The following is a 20,394-nucleotide window of genomic DNA, read 5'->3' as shown; positions in this document are numbered from 1 at the left end:
ATGAGTATGGGTAAAAAGTTAATGCATTGGGTGGACGCTCGCTTCCCAGCGACCGAAACCTATGAATACCATATGTCAAAGTACTATGCACCAAAGAACTTTAACTTTTGGTACTTCTTTGGCGTATTGTCAATGATTGTACTGGTTAACCAATTGGTGACTGGTATTTGGCTGACGATGATGTATAACCCAAGTGCCGAAGGGGCGTTTGCATCTGTTGAATACATCATGCGTGATGTAAAAGGCGGTTGGCTCATTCGTTATATGCACTCGACTGGCGCATCAGCGTTCTTCGTCGTGGTATATTTGCATATGTTCCGCGCATTACTATATGGTTCATACCAAAAACCGCGTGAGCTTATTTGGCTCATCGGTATGGGTATTTACCTAGCGCTAATGGCAGAAGGCTTCTTTGGTTATCTACTACCTTGGGGTAACATGTCATTCTGGGGTGCACAGGTTATTTTGAACCTTCCTGCTGCCCTACCTGTGATCGGCGATGGTCTTGCTGAATGGGTACGTGGTGATTATATTATCTCTGGTATTACGCTAAACCGTTTCTTTGCTCTACACGTTGTTGCTATTCCATTAGTACTGGTAGGCTTAGTATTTATGCATTTGGTGGCACTGCATCACGTGGGTTCGAACAACCCTGATGGCATTGACATTAAAAAGCTAAAAGATAAAAATGGTGTGCCATTAGACGGTATCGAATTCCATCCGTACTACACTGTGCATGACATGGTTGGTATTGTTGTGTTCTTTATCTGCTTCTTTGCAGTGGTATTCTTCTTCCCAGAAGGCGGCGGTTTCTTCCTTGAGCCACCAAACTTTGAGACAGCGAACTCACTGAAAACACCAGCACATATTGCACCAGTATGGTACTACACGCCGTTCTACGCTATTTTACGTGCGGTTCCTGATAAGTTAGGTGGTGTGGTCGCGATGGGTGCTGCAATTGCCGTACTATTCTTGATACCATGGCTTGATAGATCACCAGTACGTTCTATACGCTATAAAGGCATATTGTCTAAGATTGCTTTAACAGTATTCGCTATTAGCTTTGTCGTACTAGGCTACTTGGGTGCAACACCAACGACCCCAACAGCAACATTAATGGCTCGTATATTTACGGTCTTGTATTTCTTATTCTTCTTATTGATGCCGTTCTACACTGCTATTGAGAAGTGTAAACAGCCACCAGAACGCGTTACCGGAGGTCACTAATGAACACGCTAATTAAATCCCTAGCTGGTCTAGGCTTGGGCGCGGCATTAACCTTGACTGCTGGTACCGCAATGGCCGAAGGTAGTGGCTGTGGTACGTTCACTAATGCCGATGGCGTTGATGAACATCTGGCTTGTAGTACAGCTCCTATTGATTTTACCAATAAGGGCTCACTACAAAACGGTGCTAAGATCTTTATGAACTACTGTGCTGGGTGTCACTCGGCCAAGTATGTTCGTCATTCACGCATTGCCAAAGATTTAGAGATACCGCCTGAGCTTGTTGAAAAGTATCTGATGGTCACCACCGATCAAATCGGTGACCATATCACTGCTGAGATTGATCCTGATATTCAAGCATCTTGGTTTGGTGCTGCGCCTCCGGATTTGTCACTTGAGACAAGACTACGCGGCGATGACTGGGTATATACTTACCTACTGTCATTTTATGAAGATCCAAATCGTCCTTGGGGCGCTAATAACCTAGTGCTTAAAAACGCGGCTATGCCTCACGTCTTGCATAACATGCAAGAAAAATTGAGTGCAGAAGAGTTTGAGAGCGAAGTTGGTGACCTAGTGAACTTTATGGCATGGATGGGTGAACCTGCTCGTCATGACCGTCAAGTGATTGGTTTCTTTGTGATTCTATTCTTATTAGTACTGCTCATCCCAGTTTACTTATTGAACAAAGAATTCTGGAAAGACGTAAAATAAGATAGTAGTAGAAACATAAAAAACGAGCATGACATTAGGCACTACTTCGGTAGTGCCTTTTTCTATTCTGATAAACCATTAAATCATAGAACTATCGCCAAAGAGGTAGACAAATAAAGCGCTCACAAGCAATGTTTACGTACGTTACCTTGATAATCAGGGCAACTTTGTTTACGATGATAGTCTTTACTATTAACATTAGGCTTTCATGATTGATGCGAACGACATTCCAAGTAGTCAGCTGATTTTGTACGCTGATGACGGCTACGACAGTCATGTGGTACGCCTATTACTTGAAGAAAAAAAGCTCGCCTACTATTTATCACGTTTACACTCTGAGCGTCCTGAAGATTTGACTGAGCTGAACCCCTATCATACTTTACCTGTCCTGCAGCAGCGAGAAATTGCGCTTTATGAGATCAATGTTATCTTTGAGTATCTCGAAGAACGCTATCATACAAACAAACTACTGCCTGATACACCGCAGGAGCGTGCACAGTTCAGACAGTTAGCGTGGCGTATTCAGCGTGATTGGCTCTCACTCGGCAAGCGCCTACTCGTACACCCAGATAGCTTTAATAAAGCACAAGCAGCAGTTGCTAAAAAACAGCTGAGTGATTCGCTGATTACTTTGTCACCTTTGTTTGCCCATAAGCCTTATTTTATGGCAGATGAATTTGGCTGGTGTGACATACTATTGGCACCGTTATTGTGGCGACTTGAAGAGATGCATATCGAACTACCTCGTGCCATTAGTCGTCCACTATTTGATTATCAAAAGCGTGTCTTTGAACGCGATAGCTTTCAAAAAAGTGTGCGTTGATTAGACAGCTGGCTTAGAATAGAAAATTACTAGAATAGAAGTTAAGTAATATTTATTTAGGTTTTTTCAATGAACAAGCTACTCCAAGAAGTATCTGTTCACTATTAAAAATAATTCGTATAGGAAATCATCAAATGAGCGAAACCACCTCTATTACCCCAACACGTCCCTATATGGTGCGCGCACTGTATCAGTGGATAGAAGACAATTCACTTACCCCGTATCTAATGGTTGATGCCACTGCTGAAGAAGTACAGATTCCAAGAGAGCATGTGCAAGATGGTCGTATCGTGCTCAATATTGCGAGCCGTGCAACTGGTAATATGAGTATGGGGAACGACTATATTAACTTCAGTGCCCGCTTCGGTGGTGTATCGCAAGAAATTTGGGTGCCACTGACTGCAGTGTTAGGTATCTATGCAAAAGAGAACTCACAGGGTATGTTCTTTGATCCTAACGAATATGATAATTACGTACCTGAAGAAGATTCAGACATTACGGTTAAGACAGTCCCTACTGCTGCGCCCAAGCCAAAACGTGATAATAAAGCAGGTTTAAAAGTCTTAAAATAACTGACTCAACAAAGTGAGTAGGTTTAAAACCGTAAAAAGGCCAGTCATATTAATTATGACTGGCCTTTTTTATAACTGATTCGACACTTATATTGCTAACATTACTACGTCCGTGGCAATGTCACACCGCGTTGACCTTGGTATTTACCACCGCGATCCTTATAACTGGTCTCGCAAACATCATCAGCATCACTTTGGAAAAATAGCATTTGTGCCACACCTTCACCAGCATAGATACGGGCTGGTAGATTGGTGGTATTACTAAATTCTAAAGTGACATGCCCTTCCCACTCTGGCTCCAGCGGTGTCACGTTGACAATAATACCGCAACGCGCATACGTTGATTTACCTAGGCAAATAGTCAATACATCACGCGGAATACGGAAATATTCCATGGTACGTGCTAGCGCGAATGAGTTTGGTGGAATAATACACTCGTCACCAACGATATCAATAAAACTTTTTTCATCGAAGTTTTTAGGATCAACGACGACTGAATGTACGTTGGTAAAGACTTTAAACTCAGGGGCACAGCGCACGTCATAACCATAGCTTGACGTACCATAGCTCACCAAGCGCTCGCCAGCATCGTTAAAGCGTACTTGACCCGCTTCAAATGGCTCAATCATGCCATGCTCTTCGGCCATTTTACGAATCCAGCGGTCAGACTTGATAGACATTGTTGTTCCTTAGCAAATATTTAATAGCGGTTATGATAACAGTATTTTGATAGCGACGATTATACGGAATTGATGGCAAAATTTATAGAGGAGCGGCTACTTAAAACTGAATACAGCCAATAATCTCATTTATCCCCATCTTATGTTTTAGAAGCTACCATTTGGCAAAATGATCTTCTGCGAGCCCCATGACATTATCAAGCCTAATGACTTCATCTCTTATTCGAATTTCACCACTATAAAAACCTATCCATTGCTCAAAGATACTGGCTATCACACCAAAATTATCAGTCTTTTTATAGACGGTAATCGGTGTAAAGCTTAAATCAATATCGACATTGCTCCACCCAAGATTTTGATGATAAATACGCCACGGCTTTGTGGCGCTAGCATCACTTTCTACACTTTCTACACTTTCTACACTTGGCTCAAGACTGTCTGGCTGACTTGATCGAATATTTGAACCCTCACGAGCAAACATAACGGGTGGTAAATAGAATATCTGCCCATCAAGCCAGCAAGCATTTTCACTGGCTCCTGTCTCATTGACACCCATAGACAGATTGAGCAAAAAGCGACGGCCATCTGACAAATAGCTAGTGATACAGCTCCAAAACCAATTGGTCTCATGACGCATATAGCCGAGCGTCCAATCTAGATTGGCAATAGTGGCATCGGTGAAAGTTGTTTTTTGAGGTTGAGCGTCAGGAGCATCAGTATGAAACTTTGACTTGGTTTTAATAAGTAAATGCCCAGATAGTGCGGTCAACGGCTCTTTTTGCGTAAACGTCCAGCCACGCTTACCAGTCGGCGTACATATGGCTAACGGTTGTGCGCTTCGTGCTAACGCTGCCGTGATTGCAACATACTGACTGTCGAGCGCAATAGTCATCTGAGCAGGACTAAAATCCAAGGTGACGCTGAGCTTTGTATGTGTAAATGCCATCTGCCCTTGATAACCATCACCGTCTAAGTGCGTATGATGCGTCAAAGGCTGTAGCGCCTCACAGACTTCCAGCTGCTGAGTATCCTCATTATAAATGTAAACGAAAGCACTAGTCGCAAGCTTAATCGTTGCGAGCGCGAGGCACACTCTATAAGGGGGATGGAGTATCTGAATGAAGCAGAACTGGTTGGCTTTTAGTTCTTTACGCCAGTTAGGTAAGGATTTTTGTGAAATGAGATGACTATGATAGTCTAAGTAATTGATATTTTTTACTTGAGAAAAAACACCAAAGGTAGGCTGACCATTTTGGATAAGATATTCGAGATTTGCCAGTTTTAAGTTGGCGGCAGTATATGGTTTGTCGTGGCTTTTATTCATGATATCGGCATCCTAGCCAAATTTTTCTAAAGGTACTATCTGTCCTTGATAGCTAACGGTGCTATGTAAAATTCTTCTTTTTGCCTGTACAGAACCCACAAAAAGCGCTTCAGTTATCACCTTAACTTCAATATTGGTTAATCCATCTGCTAGTGTTTCTGTAACATTGATTGATGCAAGCGCACTCATCCATAAAAAGTGTCTTGGAAACTTTTTTAACAGCTCAGCGAGAGCCTTTGCTAATTTGTTAAAATCGGCAATTACCATTCGGCGATTGCTAAAGTCAGCATTAATCTGATAGCGTTTGCTACTACCATCTTTATAGTAGCAAACGGCACTCAACTGATTGTTTGAGAGTTCAATGATGTATATCGGTGGGCGAAATAATCGTAGGACTCTATACTGCTTGGGAGTATTGTCTAAATGACTTTGATAAATAGATAAGTTCAAGATATCCTCTTTTTAGACAATACATTCACTTTAAAAGTTGCCAGCTTAAGCTACTTCTCCACCATCAAAAAATCCGCTTGTCATCAACAGGTTTGGCAAATTTATTAATATTGGCTTCGATATTTGTAGCGATACTCAGATAATAAATCGCAAACTCGTCATTAGCCAAGACGCTTGGCACGCCTTTATCCACTTGCGCACGAATACCACTGGCAAGGGGGAGCTGCCCTAACAGCGGCACTTGATACTGTTCAGCGATTTTTTCGCCGCCACCCGTACCAAAAATAGCTTCAGTATGATTACAGTTACTACAAGTGTGTAGCGCCATATTTTCAACGACACCAAGCACAGGGATATTGGTTTTGTTAAACATCTCGATGCCTTTTTGAGCATCAAGTAGTGCAACATGCTGCGGTGTCGTCACAATCACGGCTCCAGTGACTGGAATGCGCTGTGCCAATGTTAGCTGTATATCGCCAGTACCGGGTGGCATATCAATCACCAAATAATCTAACTGTGGCCAGTTGGTTTGATTATAAAGCTGCATCAAAGCACCAGTCGCTTTCGGTCCGCGCCATGCGACAGGCGTGTTGTCGCCATCGAGTAAGCTACCAATTGAAAGCATCGCTATGCCATGTGCATCAACAGGTACGAATTGCTCGTTCTCTAGTTGTGGCTTCACATCGGCAACGCCCAACATCGTAGGCATACTAGGACCATAAATGTCAGCATCAAGCACACCCACACGATTGCCAAGCTTTTGTAATGCCAACGCAATATTGACTGTCGTTGTCGATTTGCCGACACCGCCCTTGCCTGATGCCACTACGATAATATGGCGAATACGCGGATGTGCTGCTAGCGATTCTTGTGTCGGTGCCGCTTTAGTAATCGGTGGTTCAGCATTGTTATCATTATTACTATTGTCATCAGGATTGGCTACAGGCTTGCTTTGACTATCCATAGCATTGGTCGTCTTCGGCATTTTCTTTGGTAAGCTTGAACCTGAGCCTTTTTCTGGCGCTGGTAGACGTACATTCATATGAATCGTCGTAATACCATGCGGATGCAGTAATTGACCCAGTTCTTGCTGAATGGCTTCAGGCTTACTCTCTTGCGGTAGACGCAAGTCTAAAGTGAGCTGATCACCATCGCGATTAAGACCCGTTACCATAGTGGCAATACTGACCGTACCGACTTCATAACCAAGCAATACCTTGTCCACAGCACTATCTCGAGCTGCCCGCTGCTCTGGCGTTTCTGGTTTGTTAGTGGGAGTTTTCTTCATAAAGTTAAACATAGCGACCATTACTGCCTATACAAGTGGGTTGGTATGCTAAAACAGCTCGTTCAACACCATAGTAGATATGATAAACCACATAGTCGGTTGAATATAATTTGAATACAAGGAAGGCGAGTGAAAGTGCTACAAGTAGTAGACTAAGCGAGCCTGACACCGTATCCAATTTATAGAGGATTGACTATATAATATATGAGCGTTTAGCCAGACCTTTTATCTTGATAGTGTAGCTGAATTACAAGCATAAAAAAACCACAACGCCAGTAGGACTGAGCTTTGCTACATATGTTCTACTGTGAGCCAAGTTTGCTGCCTGCTATTTCTTAAACTATCTCAACCATTAGTCAAAAAACAGACAGGAAAAAGCAATAAAAAAGAGCCAATCTAATTGGCTCTAATGGACATAAAAAAAGATGCTGATCTGATAAGAATCTAGAAGAATACTAGTGGCTATTCCGTCAGTAGAATAGTCGTTAGTTCATAAACCAGCCATGACTGGCCACGATAGACTGGCCCGTAAATACATTGGTTGGGAATGCTGCTAAAAATAGCGCCAATTGCGCAATGTCTTCTACCGTCGTAAATTCTTTGTCTACCGTGTTTACCAGCATGATATCGTTAATAACCGACTCTTCACTGATGCCCTTTTCAGCTGCTTGCTCTGGGATTTGTTTTTCTACCAAAGGTGTTTTAACAAAGCCTGGACAAATCACATGCGAACGTACTTTATGCTCGGCACCTTCTTTAGCCAATACACGACACAGACCTAATAATCCATGCTTAGCGGTCACATAAGGGGCTTTATATAATGAGGCCTCATGCGAATGAGCAGAGCCCATATAAATGACCGTGCCGCCTTTATCGCCTTTATACATATGCTTAATCGCTGCTTTGGTGGTTAAAAATGCACCGTCCAAATGGATATTGAGCATTTTTTTCCAATCGCTGAAAGCCATTTTATCAATAGGGTCAATGATCTGAATACCAGCATTAGAGACTAGAATATCAATACCGCCAAAGGTATCTACTAGCTGCTGTACACCTTCGTTGACTGCATCTTCTGACGTAACATCCATGGCAATCGCCAGTGCGCGGCCACCAGCGGCTTCAATCGCATCAACGGTTTTCTGTGCCGCTTCTAGGTTAATATCTGCAATACCAACCGCTGCACCTGCTTTTGCATAAGTCTCAGCGATGTCACGTCCGATACCACTTGCAGAGCCAGTGACTAACGCTACTTTGCCTGTCAAATCTTGTTGTAATTGAGTCGCCATACATATTCCTTATCATGGTCTAAAATATTGTTAGTTTTTATAAAAGTAGAGCTGAATGAATACGCCACTATGATTATAGTGGCGTATTTATCTGAGGGATAAAGCTCATTGATGTTAAGAAAGTCACATTACAGTAAAGAGCTTACTGTACAAAGTTTACTGGATAATGTTTACTGGCGTTTTTTCTTGTAACTCTTTAAAGCTAACACCGTCTGCTAATTCAACCAATTTTAACCCGCTGTCAGTAACGTCTAATACAGCAAGCTCGGTGATGATACGATCAACCACGCCTTTGCCTGTCAATGGTAGCTCGCAATTGGCTAGAATCTTCGGGTCGCCGTGTTTATTAACTTGTTCCATTAGGACAATCACACGCTGTACGCCTGCAACCAAATCCATCGCACCGCCCATGCCTTTGACCATCTTTTTTGGAATCATCCAGTTGGCCAAATCACCATTTTCTGATACTTCCATTGCGCCTAATATTGCCAAGTTAACATGGCCACCGCGAATCATCGCAAAAGACTCTGAGCTGCTAAAATAGCTGGAGCCTGGCGCTGCTGTGACCGTTTGCTTGCCAGCATTAATCAAGTCGGCATCAACGTTATCTGCTGTTGGAAACTCGCCAATACCTAGTAAACCGTTCTCTGATTGTAACCACACGTCCACGCCTTCAGGAATATAGTTAGCGACTAACGTTGGCAGACCAATGCCTAAATTTACGTAATAGCCGTCTTGTAGTTCCTGTGCAGCACGCTGCGCCATTTGTTCTCTTGTCCATGCCATGGTAAATTCCTTATTTTTTACGATATTCTATTTTTTTTCATCTAAGCAGTTCTTTACTTAAACGGTTCTTCATCTAAACGATGAGCTATCTAAACTGTCATAAATATAAGAACTGACTATTAATTTCACATACGATTAAGCTTCGACCACGTTTTTATTTAAGCACCTTACACTGCTTTAATTGTCGTTTTTTCGATGCGTTTTTCAGGGCTATTATTCAACACAATACGCTGAACAAAGATACCTGGTAGATGCACTTCATCTGGATCAAATGTACCCGTCTCTACAATCTCTTCGACTTCAACAATTGTGATTTTACCTGCCATTGCACAGTCTGGGTTAAAGTTACGAGCAGTCTTGTTAAAGATTAGATTACCTGCTTTGTCAGCCTTTTGCGCCTTAATTAATGCCACATCAGCACGTAATGAATGCTCTAACACATAAGTACGACCATCAAAATCACGCGTCTCTTTACCTTCAGCGACCAGTGTGCCTACGCCTGTTGCGGTATAAAATGCAGGGATACCAGCACCGCCTGAGCGTAATTTCTCAGCCAATGTGCCTTGTGGCGTCAGCTCAACCTCTAGCTCGCCAGCTAAATACTGACGCTCAAATTCTTTGTTTTCGCCCACATATGACGAAATCATTTTTTTGATTTGGCGAGTTTGTAGTAACAGCCCAAGACCAAAGTCATCCACGCCCGCGTTATTACTGATACAGGTTAGACCCTTAACCTTGCTATCACGCAATGCTTCGATTAACGATTCTGGAATACCGCATAGACCAAAGCCACCAATAGCAAGCGTTTGCCCATCAGTCACGACGCCTTTTAGCGCCTCTTCAGCACTACTGTATATCTTTGATTGACTCATACTTATCTCCTATGATTATCATTTATATTTTTAATCCTTGCATAAACTACTGCTGAACTAAATGTCTCAATTATCCGTTTGATTGCTGCTTTTAATAAGACCTAACAGCGAAAACTCATCATGCTTATTTTTTTGCGCGTTATAGCCTTGTATAGTCGATTCGATTAAATTTAAAAATAGTACAAGGCTGCCGCGGGTAGATGTATATCTAATACTTTTATAGTGGAATGACTATACCACCAGCCAGAACACACTCATGATAATAGCACCAGATACCGCCAGTACGATCAGGCAGTAGCCCATAATGGCTCGTGCATCCAAACCTGCGATACCTAGCAATGGCAAGGCCCAAAACGGCTGAATCATGTTAGTCCACGCATCGCCCCATGCTATCGCCATCGCAGTAACGGCTGGATTCACACCCAGCTCAATGCCAGCAGGAATCATAACAGGACCCTGTACCGCAAACTGTCCACCGCCTGACGGTACAAAGACATTGACCAGACCTGCACTTAAAAAGGCAAAAATCGGGAAACTGTCTGCGGAAGCTGAATTGACGAAAAATTCGGTCACTTGCGTACTGATAGAAATCCCATCAGCATTCGCACCAGTCATGATGCCCATGATACCGCCATAGAACGGAAACAGTAGCACAATACCTGTGATGCCACCTATCCCTGAGTGCACGGCTCGATAATAACGCTCTAACGTGCCATGCGATAGTAACCCTATAAACAAAAACAGCCCAATGACGATGTTGAGCCCGAGGTTAAAACCGTTACTACCAAACTCGCTGATATAGTACATCAGTGCCAACGCCAATAGGATAACAGCAATAATACGGCTGTCATCTAGTTTTTGTGCCGGCGTGTCTCTCTGAGGTGCGACATACACTTCTTGTTTGATCAATTTAGGATCGATAACCGTAGGGTTTTTGGGATGCATAAAGCGATTGACGAGTGGCAAAATAATGATGAGCAAACCTACTAGCAACAAGTTATAGCCTGCAAATACCGTCTGTGACAGAGGTACCGCTTCGGTCATGGTATTGCCTGATAGCGTCAGCAGCGTATCACCGCCAGAGCTAAGCGTCAGTGGTATCGAACCTGAAAAACCGCCATGCCAAATCACGAAACCTGAGTAAGCAGCAGCGACCAATAGCGGATAATCGACATTAGCGACCTTTTTTGCCAGTGCTTTGGCAAAGATAGCCCCAATGATGAGACCAAACCCCCAGTTTATCCATGAACCGACCAGACCAACCAAGGTCGATACGATAATAGCGGTCGTAGGAGAATGCACTCTACTGGCAAGGTTGTCTAACAAACGCTGAATGAATGGTGCGCTGGCAAATGCGTAGCCTGTCACTAGGACCAATGCCATTTGCATGGCAAAGCTATGTAATGACCATAGCCCATTGCCCCAGTGCCCTGCCATAGCAATCATATCTTGGCCAGTAATAGCCAGTCCCACCGCAAACGCAATGAGCGTCAAAACGATCGAAAATACGAATGGGGATGGTAGATAGCGATTGACTAACTGCACGCTCATATTAGTGATGGCACTAAACATATTCACATTCCTTGTAAATTTAATGTTTGGTTGTAAAAATTATAGTTAGAGCTATGTTGAACGATTATCATATTTGAGAGCAATTACTGTTTACTGCACCTAATAAATGGAAAACATTGTATTTTATATTGTCATCCATAACAATACATTTTATATCGCTATATCATGCGTGAAACACTTGTGCTAACTTAACATATTATTTTCGTAGCGACTAGAAAATAACAGTCAGCGCATGTGAGTCAACGCTGTGCAGTATATAGATCGGTAAGATATTAATGATGGATAGCGCATGAGTCTAGATTTATGTTTGATAAAACAGACGAAATAGACCTGTTTTGATTAATTTTATTGACCTATATGGATAAGCACGGCATACTCGCTGCCTTATTTTTTTTGCCAAGGAGGGCCATCATGTTTAGTACGCTTGCTATTGTCATTACTCTATTATTACTCATGTTCTTTGCTTATCGCGGTTATTCTGTGCTGATCTTAGCACCAATTATGGCGACATTAGCCGTATTTCTTTCAGGTGACTTTTTAAGCAGTATTCCCGCCTATACCGATGTCTTCATGGGTGCTTTGAGTGGATTTTTACTTAAGTTCTTCCCTATTTTCTTATTGGGCGCGCTCTTTGGGCGTTTGATGGCAGACTCTGGTGCAGCAACAGCAATTGCCAATACCGTGGTCGAAAAGCTTGGTGCTAGCAAGGCTATTTTAGCCGTTATCTTAGTTTGTGCTATTTTGACCTATGGCGGTGTGTCATTATTCGTCGTGGCATTTGCTATTTATCCAATCGCCAAAGACTTGTTCAAAGCTGCCGATATTCCTAAGCGCTTGATACCAGCAGCGATTGCTTTGGGCTCATTTACCTTTACGATGACAGCATTGCCAGGTACGCCTGCCATTCAGAACGCCATTCCAATTCCTTATTACAATACCAACGTATTTGCCGCGCCTATTTTGGGTATTATCGGTGGTCTGGTTATGTTTATTGGTGGTTGGTTGTGGTTGCAGTCACGAGCCAGAAAGGCCAATGCAGCGGGTGAAGGCTATGGTCAGCATGATGAAGAGGATGTGGGCGGTATCAGTTCAACTGCAAAAGAAACTGAAGCATTAAACACGCATCACACCTCATTTACCGTTGCGATGATTCCATTAATATTGGTCATCGGTTTAAACGCTGTATTGACGTACGCTATCTTTCCATCGATGGACTTTAGCGCTCTACAGGCGCAGTTTCCTGACTTAAATATCGCAGGCTCACTCGGATTATGGTCAATTATTCTCTCATTGGTTGTGGCTTGCGTGGTGTTAATCTTGCTACGTATTGGACATTGGAACAATCTACAAAAAACCATTAACCGTGGTACTTACGACTCTATGTTGCCGATTTTTAACACGGCATCGGAAGTAGGCTATGGTGCGGTCATCGCCTCGTTGGCAGGCTTCCTTATCATTCGTGATAGCATCTTGAACCTAAGCCCTGAAAACCCACTCATCTCAGAAGCGGTCGCTATGACTACGCTGGCGGGTATTACCGGTTCATCGTCTGGTGGTTTGAGTATTGCTCTATCCACTTTGGGTGAAGACTATCTCAGAATGGCCGTAAATGCTGGTATCGATCCAGAGCTGATGCATCGAGTCGCTGTCATGGCAGCCGGTGGTTTGGATACCTTGCCACATAGTGGTGCGGTTATTACCTTACTAGCGATTTGTGGTCTGACCCACAAGCAGTCATATCTAAACGTTGCCATGGTCACAATGGCTATTCCACTGGTGGCGGTCGTCACTGTTATCACTTTAGGTACTATGTTTGGTTCGTTTTAACTTTTAATAATAAAATCTAAACAACTGTACCTAATCAAAAACCCACTTAGAGATTACTCGGTGGGTTTTTTATGGCCAGTTGATAACGTCTAAATTCGATGCAAGCCTATTGTTTATGGTTAGTAGATGCCTGACGAATGAGAAGTAATTACCAAGGAATATCACAAATTTAGCCGAATTACGGTATCATAGGCACACTTTTTAAATTTTCATTATTTTTGGAAGTTTTTAGCATTGATAACATCGCGTCCAATAGCCATAAGCTGCTTAAGACGTTTGATAACTAACCCGTTTATATAAAAATATAGGTGATGAAAGTGCGTGAGATTCTAGTAACCAGTGCGCTGCCCTACGCCAATGGCTATATCCATTTGGGGCATCTTGTAGAATATATTCAGACAGACATTTGGGTACGTGCGATGAAAGCGCAAGGCCATCAGGTCACTTATGTCTGTGCAGATGATGCACACGGTACCGCCATCATGCTAAAAGCAGAAGCCAATGGCGTGACACCAGAAGAACAAATTGCGTCAGTGAAAGCATCACATGAAGCTGATTTTTCTAAGTTTTTGATTAATTTTGATAATTATCACTCTACTCACTCAGAAGAAAACAAAGAGTTTTCTGAGCTTATTTATCGTCGTCTTAGTAGCGCTGGACACATCAGCACTAAAGACGTTGAGCAGTTATTCGATCCTGAAAAGCAGTTATTTTTAGCCGATCGATTTGTCAAAGGCACCTGCCCTGAATGTGATAGCCCAGACCAATATGGTGATAACTGTGAAGTATGCGGCACCACATACAATGCTACCGAACTTAAAAATCCACAGTCTACGCTGTCTGGTTCAACGCCTGTACTCAAAACCTCTAAGCATTATTTCTTCAACTTGCCAGAGTTTGAGCAATTCTTAAAAGACTGGACACGCAGTGACAACCGTTTGCAAACGTCAGTGGCCAATAAATTGCAAGAGTGGTTTGAGGCAGGCTTAGCGACTTGGGACATCTCACGCGATGCGCCCTATTTTGGCTTTCAAATTCCAGATACTCCAAGCGATGAGCCAGATAAATACTTTTATGTATGGCTAGATGCACCAGTCGGCTATATGGCAAGTTTTAAAAACCTATGCGACAAGCGCGAAGGTACAGAGCAAGCGCTTGATTTTGACCGCTATTGGGCACAAGAAAACGAGCATAAAACCGAGGTTTATCACTTCATCGGTAAAGACATCGTTTACTTCCATGCGTTGTTTTGGCCGGCGATGCTTGCGGGCAGCGAGTATCGCACACCAACAGGCGTCTTTGCCCACGGCTTCTTGATGGTCAATGGCGAAAAAATGAGTAAGTCACGCGGTACCTTTATTAAGGCCGAAACTTACGCTGAGCACTTACACCCTGAGTACCTGCGCTATTACTTCGCCAGTAAACTGTCTGACAAAGTCGAAGATATCAATCTAGATTTAGAAGACTTTATGCAAAAGGTCAACTCTGATCTGGTTGGAAAAGTAGTCAATATCGCCAGTCGCAGTGCTGGGTTCTTGGTTAAGAAATACGACGGCATGCTGTCAGAAGTTTGTGCAGAGCCAGAACTGTTAGAAGACATCACCAAAACGGGTGATGAAATTGCTGCTGCCTATGAAAATCGCGAATTCTCACGTGCCATGCGTCTAATCATGCAGTGTGCGGACAAAGCCAATGAGTATATTGACGAGAAAAAACCATGGTCGCTTGCTAAACAAGAAGGCACTGAACAAGAAGTTCAAGACGTCTGCTCGGTTGCGATTAATATTTTCCGTCAATTGATGGTCTACCTTGCGCCAGTATTACCTGAGCTGACCAATAATGCCAAAGAATTCTTAAACATTGACAGCTTAGATTTCGCTAGCCGTAATCAGTGGTTGCTTGGACATAAAATCAATAAGTTCAAACCACTGATGCAGCGTATCGAAGAAAAAGATATTGAAGCTATGGTAGAAGACTCAAAAGCCTCTCTCGCACAAGTAGACGCGCCAGCACCAGCTGTCATCACAAACAGCAAGCCAGCAGCGAAAAATGCAGCACCAGAAGCCAATGCAGACGCTGAGAAAACTGACTATATTGGTATCGAAGACTTTGCTAAAGTTGAGATGAAGGTAGCGCACGTCTTAGCCTGTAACCACGTCGAAGGCGCGGACAAGCTTTTACAGTTTACGTTAGATGTTGGTGAAGACAAGCCACGCAACGTGTTCAGCGGTATCCGTAAGTTTTATGAGCCTGAGCAATTGGTTGATAAAAAGGTCGTTTGTGTGACCAACCTTGCACCGCGTAAGATGAAATTTGGTATCTCAGAAGGCATGGTGCTATCAACTGGTGAGCCAAAGACGGGCTTAACAGTCGTTACCTTACCGGATGCTTGTGTCGTTGGTGATGTTTTAGCTTAACGGTTATTTTTAGTGTTAAAAAATAAAAAAGATGCCCTAGTGGCATCTTTTTTTATGGTTGATTTATTAAATGAATAAAAACCAAGCATTACCTATTCAAAATATTAATAATCTGCAACGTGTCACTAATCACCGTCACAATATTATTTTCTGGCGTGCGAATACGAGTGTAGCGGTTATCATAACGGTCTAAGACGACCGAACGATCGTAATCTCTTCTATCAATCTTGCCGACTACTCTGTAACCGTATCTATCGAGATCACGCTTGAATGAGGCGTTAGGGCTAGCATTGCTATAAGCATTAATATTAGGTCGGGCTTTACTGTGATGGTTATTACCTTTATGGACATAAGCAGATTTGCCATTTCCGTGTCCATTTCCGTGTCCATTTCCGTGCCCGTTTCCATGACCATTTTTTGCCATAGCAGGTAAGCAAATCAATGAGGTAGCAGTGATGCCAGCGATGGTTAATAGTTTGAGATTAGCAGTGTTCATAATGTTGCCTTCATAATGGTGCTTGCAGAGTATTCGTTTAAACAATATCAAGTAGAGACCAGAGTGAGTTCGATATTCGCCACGTCAGCGTAATAGTAATGTGAATTTTGGACTTACTATCATTCTCGTATTAGAAAATTCTCTTATAAAAATCAGCTTACGTTAATTATGAAGGCAGTCCGTAATAGATGCGTTGCTAGCTTGTAAGATTTTTGATGGTGACTTTACTGAATAAGATAGCCAACCTACTCCTTATTAGCACCGATGACGAACACGACTGAATTTTTTATTGCGATAACTTACATTACTGTCATAATATGAACATAATGATCGATGGAACGATTACTTTATTGTTAGCCTGCTATTTTGGCATCAACATAGCATTGACTCGGCTAACCTGCATTTTCCAATATCATGTTTAAAACCCAAGCATAACGAAGATGAGTAAGCTCTCTTATAAATAGACTGAACACATCTAACGATATGTACTTGGTTTTTACGATTGATATAACCTATGAGTTAACCTAATAATGACTATTGCTTCTACCTTACGCTTAAGCCTATACGGTGCTGCTATCAGCGCCACTCTCGGACTGATCGGCTGCTCAAACGCTACAGACACTGCTGCAACTGATGACAGCGCTACTGCTGATGCTAGCAAGCCCGCCAAAACATTGGCCATCACGCAAATTGTCGAACACCCTTCGTTAGATGAGATGCGCCGCGGTATCATAGATGAGCTGGCTGACAACGGTTATGTCGAAGGCCAAAACCTAACCATTAACTTCCAAAGCGCTCAAGGAAACACAGCGACAGCGGGTCAGATTGCCAAGCAGTTCGCAGGAGACAACCCAGATGCCATCGTGGCCATCTCAACGCCCTCTGCCCAATCAATCGTGGCTTCAACCAAAACGGTTCCTGTTATCTATACCGCTATCTCAGATCCTGTCGCGGCAAAGCTTATCGATGCAAATGCGGTGCCTATCCAATCTAATGTGACAGGCTTATCTAGCGAGTTGCCTATCGAGCCGCAATTAGACAACATTCAGAAAATTGCGCCTAATGCTAAGACCATTGGTTACGTCTATAGCCCAGGTGAGGTCAACTCTGTATCAGTACTCAACCAACTGAAAAAAGCCGCACCCGCGCGTGGCCTTAAAATATTAGAAGTCACTGCCAATCGCCCAACGGACGTTGCTATGGCAACGCGTAGCTTATCTGGTCGTGCTGATATTATTTATACCTCTTTAGACAACAATGTCGTTTCTGCCTTTGAAGCGATGGCAGGTGCCGCCAATGAGCTTGATATTCCCGTCATTGCCTCAGACGAGTTTAGTGTGAGACGCGGTGCTACTGCAGCACTTGGTGTCAATGACTATGACTTTGGTCGTACCACAGGAAAAATGGTATATCGAGTATTAAGTGGCGAAGCCGTCAATACCATCAAACCTGAAGTCATGAATACCTTAACCTTATATGCCAGTCCAAAACATGCGGCTGAGCAAGGCGTGAGCTTGACCGATGAGCTGCTAAAAAATGCCATCAATGTCGACAAAGAAGCAAAGAGTGCTAAATAAGTAATCGTTACCTATCTGGTGCGTGTTATCAATTAGCACATTAATACATTTAGTGATCTTAAAATGGCTAAATTTTAAGCCTCACAATCTAATTGATAACATGCCCTACAAGAACCGCTAGCAATCATTTTTATTTATTAAATAATGTACGGACACATTATTATTTTCAGGAGTGAGACCCATGTTGTATCAAAATTGTTTTGGTCATTTCAATTTTAGTAAGGCGCTATTATTAGGCGGTGTTTGTACCGCTCTATTGACTGGTTGTAATCAATCAGCACAAGATACTGGTAGTACTGACAGCGCTACTGGCGATGCCGCAACAGAGATGAAAAACGTCGCTATTACGGCTATTGTTGAGCATCCAGCGCTTGATGACGTACGCAAAGGTGTCATCGATGAGCTAAATGAGGCCGGCTTTAAAGACGGTGAAAACTTAACCGTTAATTTCCAAAGCGCACAGGGTAACACTGCTACTGCAGGACAGATTGCCAAGCAATTTGTTGCAGACAACTCAGATGTTATCGTTGCCATTGGTACGCCATCAGCACAATCGGTTGCGGCTGCTACCAGCACTATTCCTTTGGTATTCTCTGCGGTGACCGACCCAGTAGAAGCCAAATTGGTATCAAAGCTTGATGGCTCTGGCACCAATGTAACTGGCGGTTCTGATGCGCTTCCTTATGAGCCACAAATTGCCTTAATGCGCCAAATTATTCCAAGCTTAAAAAACGTAGGTTATGTTTATAGCCCAGGTGAGGTGAACTCTACCATCATCCTAAAAAACCTAAAAGAAAAACTGACACCAATGGGCATCACTGTACATGAAGCCCCTGCCCAGCGCAGTACCGACATAGCAATGGCTGCACGTAGCCTCGAAGGTAAAGTCGATATGATTTACACATCAACCGATAACAACGTGGTATCTGCTTACGAGTCACTGTTCCAAGTCGCTAAAGAAAGCAAAATCCCGCTGATTGCTTCAGACACCAGTTCTGTTGCACGCGGTGCCATTGCTGCATTGGGCGTTGACTATTATGCACTTGGCCGCGAAACAGGTAAAATTGTCGTGCGTATTTTAAATGGTGAAAAAGCAGGCGATATCCCTGTTTATACACCACAAGCACTTGATTTGTATGTCAGTCCGAAAAACGCCACAGCTGAAGGCATCACATTGCCACAAGCAGTTATCGATAAAGCAAAAGAAGTGGTAGAATAGCGCCCTCTGAATGTAAGCATCACGTTAAACGACTATATAGATAGTTTAATAATAGATTGTTGCTTATATTTACTGCTATTATTTCAGTATAAAAATGACCCAGCTACTGGTATATGAGCTGGGTTATTTTTAATGTGATATAAGCATTAAAACCGAATTTCGAACCAAGGTATTTTATGCTCATTCCTCATAGGAAGATGTTTTGGTTTACCCTAACCGCAGATTGCTTAATCTGTTAAATTCACCGCTTAGCCGTTTGGGTTATATAGGCTTATAGGCAGCATGCTTCATACCTTTGCTACTTTTTGCTTGTGATAATAATCGCTAAACGCTTGATGATAACCGACTAATATCTTATGTCCTTAATTGCTTTTTTTGGTGCGCTTGAAAGCGGTCTAATTTATGGCCTTGTTGCACTTGGCGTGCTGATTTCATTTCGTACGCTCGACTTTCCCGACTTGACCGCTGACGGCAGCTTTCCGCTAGGTGGCGCAGTCGCTGGTATATCCATCATCGCTGGTATCAACCCATGGTTGGCCTGTGCCTTTGGTATGCTAGCAGGCTCCGTCGCTGGTATCGTTACTGCATGGTTGCATGTCAAACTTGGCATACTGCAATTACTTGCCAGTATCTTAGTGATGGTTGCCCTATATTCTATCAATTTACGTATTATGGGCGCGCCAAACTTACCGCTATTGGGCGAAACCACGGTGTTTAGCACCTTGGTGACCGATGGTAATGGCTATTGGATGCGCTGTTTGATTATTGGTATGGTTGTGATACTTGCCATGCTGTTTTTAAACTGGTTCTATAGTACCGAGACTGGTCTTTCGATGCGTGCGACTGGCTCTAATTTACGTATGGCACAAGCGCAAGGTATTAATACCTCATGGATGACCATCGTTGGTATGGCAGTGTCTAACGGCTTAATCGCTTTAGCGGGTGCATTGTTCGTTCAGACTCAAGGCGGTGCAGATATCTCGATCGGTATCGGTACGATTGTCATTGGTCTAGCAGCGGTCATCATCGGTGAAACCATCATTCCTGCTAAGCGCATTTGGCTGATTACTTTTGCCGTGGTCGTCGGTGCCGTGCTGTACAAGCTATTTATTCAGGTCGCCCTATCGAGTGATACGCTGCGTAGTATTGGCTTTGGCCCGCAGGATTTGAACTTGATTACAGCGCTACTCGTCGTATTTGCCTTGGTATTGCCAAAAGCTAAAAATAAATTTTTAAGTCGTAAAGTTCGAGCTTAATGTCAATGT

At 43.0% G+C, this 20,394-nt stretch carries 18 protein-coding genes; 9 read left to right on the top strand and 9 right to left on the bottom strand.

What is annotated here, in order from left to right:
• Nucleotides 1-6: 6 nt before the first annotated feature.
• The 4 genes from I6E83_RS14005 (at nt 7) to I6E83_RS13990 (ending at nt 3,335) form a co-directional block, all read left to right on the top strand.
• The gene (locus I6E83_RS14005) at nt 7-1,227 is read left to right on the top strand and encodes a cytochrome b (RefSeq protein ID WP_370463022.1); all 1,221 of its coding nucleotides are present in this window, start codon (nt 7-9) and stop codon (nt 1,225-1,227) included.
• Nucleotides 1,227-1,940 (top strand): cytochrome c1, encoded by a 714-nt coding sequence (locus tag I6E83_RS14000; RefSeq protein ID WP_110922521.1) that lies wholly within the window; start codon nt 1,227-1,229, stop codon nt 1,938-1,940. The genes I6E83_RS14005 and I6E83_RS14000 overlap by 1 nt, the downstream gene beginning before the upstream one ends.
• Nucleotides 1,941-2,148: 208 nt before the next feature.
• Nucleotides 2,149-2,763 (top strand): glutathione S-transferase N-terminal domain-containing protein, encoded by a 615-nt coding sequence (locus I6E83_RS13995; RefSeq protein WP_197102785.1) that lies wholly within the window; start codon nt 2,149-2,151, stop codon nt 2,761-2,763.
• 134 nt (nt 2,764-2,897) lie between these two features.
• On the top strand, nt 2,898-3,335 hold the full coding sequence (locus I6E83_RS13990; RefSeq protein ID WP_197102783.1) for a ClpXP protease specificity-enhancing factor: 438 nt from the start codon (nt 2,898-2,900) through the stop codon (nt 3,333-3,335).
• 104 nt (nt 3,336-3,439) lie between these two features.
• On the opposite strand, the gene dcd is transcribed toward I6E83_RS13990, so the two are convergent.
• From dcd to I6E83_RS13950, 8 genes are all read right to left on the bottom strand, one after another.
• On the bottom strand, nt 3,440-4,015 hold the full coding sequence (dcd, locus tag I6E83_RS13985) for a dCTP deaminase (protein ID WP_010199897.1): 576 nt from the start codon (nt 4,013-4,015) through the stop codon (nt 3,440-3,442).
• Between the two features lie 154 nt (nt 4,016-4,169).
• Complete coding sequence (locus I6E83_RS13980) at nt 4,170-5,339, bottom strand: DUF2804 domain-containing protein (protein ID WP_197102779.1); 1,170 nt, start codon at nt 5,337-5,339, stop codon at nt 4,170-4,172.
• Between the two features lie 12 nt (nt 5,340-5,351).
• Complete coding sequence (locus tag I6E83_RS13975; RefSeq protein WP_197102778.1) at nt 5,352-5,789, bottom strand: hypothetical protein; 438 nt, start codon at nt 5,787-5,789, stop codon at nt 5,352-5,354.
• Nucleotides 5,790-5,853: 64 nt separating this feature from the next.
• Nucleotides 5,854-7,089: an iron-sulfur cluster carrier protein ApbC gene (apbC, locus tag I6E83_RS13970; protein ID WP_197102777.1), complete on the bottom strand. Its 1,236-nt coding sequence runs from the start codon at nt 7,087-7,089 to the stop codon at nt 5,854-5,856.
• Between the two features lie 473 nt (nt 7,090-7,562).
• Nucleotides 7,563-8,363, bottom strand: coding sequence for a 3-hydroxybutyrate dehydrogenase (locus tag I6E83_RS13965; protein ID WP_197102776.1), 801 nt, complete (start codon nt 8,361-8,363; stop codon nt 7,563-7,565).
• 156 nt (nt 8,364-8,519) lie between these two features.
• Nucleotides 8,520-9,149 (bottom strand): 3-oxoacid CoA-transferase subunit B, encoded by a 630-nt coding sequence (locus tag I6E83_RS13960; protein WP_197102775.1) that lies wholly within the window; start codon nt 9,147-9,149, stop codon nt 8,520-8,522.
• Nucleotides 9,150-9,316: 167 nt separating this feature from the next.
• Entirely contained in the window at nt 9,317-10,021 is a 705-nt protein-coding gene (locus I6E83_RS13955) for a CoA transferase subunit A (protein ID WP_197102773.1), read from the bottom strand.
• 231 nt (nt 10,022-10,252) lie between these two features.
• Nucleotides 10,253-11,593: a short-chain fatty acid transporter gene (locus tag I6E83_RS13950; protein WP_197102772.1), complete on the bottom strand. Its 1,341-nt coding sequence runs from the start codon at nt 11,591-11,593 to the stop codon at nt 10,253-10,255.
• A gap of 411 nt (nt 11,594-12,004) precedes the next feature.
• Between I6E83_RS13950 and I6E83_RS13945 the strand changes: the two genes are divergently transcribed.
• Nucleotides 12,005-13,420, top strand: a complete 1,416-nt coding sequence (locus tag I6E83_RS13945; protein WP_197102770.1) for a GntP family permease — start codon at nt 12,005-12,007, stop codon at nt 13,418-13,420.
• Between the two features lie 311 nt (nt 13,421-13,731).
• Nucleotides 13,732-15,837 carry a methionine--tRNA ligase gene (metG, locus tag I6E83_RS13940; RefSeq protein WP_197102768.1) on the top strand — a complete coding sequence of 702 codons (2,106 nt, stop codon included), beginning with the start codon at nt 13,732-13,734 and terminating at the stop codon, nt 15,835-15,837.
• 88 nt (nt 15,838-15,925) lie between these two features.
• Here the strand turns inward: metG and I6E83_RS13935 are convergent, their stop codons facing one another.
• A complete protein-coding gene (locus tag I6E83_RS13935; RefSeq protein WP_197102757.1) occupies nt 15,926-16,333 on the bottom strand; it encodes a hypothetical protein in 408 nt (135 codons plus the stop codon).
• A 530-nt stretch (nt 16,334-16,863) separates the two neighbouring features.
• On the opposite strand from I6E83_RS13935, the gene I6E83_RS13930 reads away from it, so the two are divergent.
• The 3 genes from I6E83_RS13930 (at nt 16,864) to I6E83_RS13920 (ending at nt 20,385) form a co-directional block, all read left to right on the top strand.
• Nucleotides 16,864-17,910: an ABC transporter substrate-binding protein gene (locus tag I6E83_RS13930; RefSeq protein ID WP_194197091.1), complete on the top strand. Its 1,047-nt coding sequence runs from the start codon at nt 16,864-16,866 to the stop codon at nt 17,908-17,910.
• Nucleotides 17,911-18,091: 181 nt separating this feature from the next.
• Nucleotides 18,092-19,129, top strand: coding sequence for an ABC transporter substrate-binding protein (locus tag I6E83_RS13925; RefSeq protein WP_197102755.1), 1,038 nt, complete (start codon nt 18,092-18,094; stop codon nt 19,127-19,129).
• A gap of 356 nt (nt 19,130-19,485) precedes the next feature.
• Nucleotides 19,486-20,385 carry an ABC transporter permease gene (locus I6E83_RS13920; protein WP_194197089.1) on the top strand — a complete coding sequence of 300 codons (900 nt, stop codon included), beginning with the start codon at nt 19,486-19,488 and terminating at the stop codon, nt 20,383-20,385.
• Nucleotides 20,386-20,394: the final 9 nt, after the last annotated feature.

The sequence above is a fragment of the Psychrobacter sp. SZ93C1 genome (genome assembly GCF_015864635.1).
Classification (GTDB): domain Bacteria; phylum Pseudomonadota; class Gammaproteobacteria; order Pseudomonadales; family Moraxellaceae; genus Psychrobacter; species Psychrobacter fozii.
This window is presented reverse-complemented; position numbering and strand designations above follow the sequence as displayed.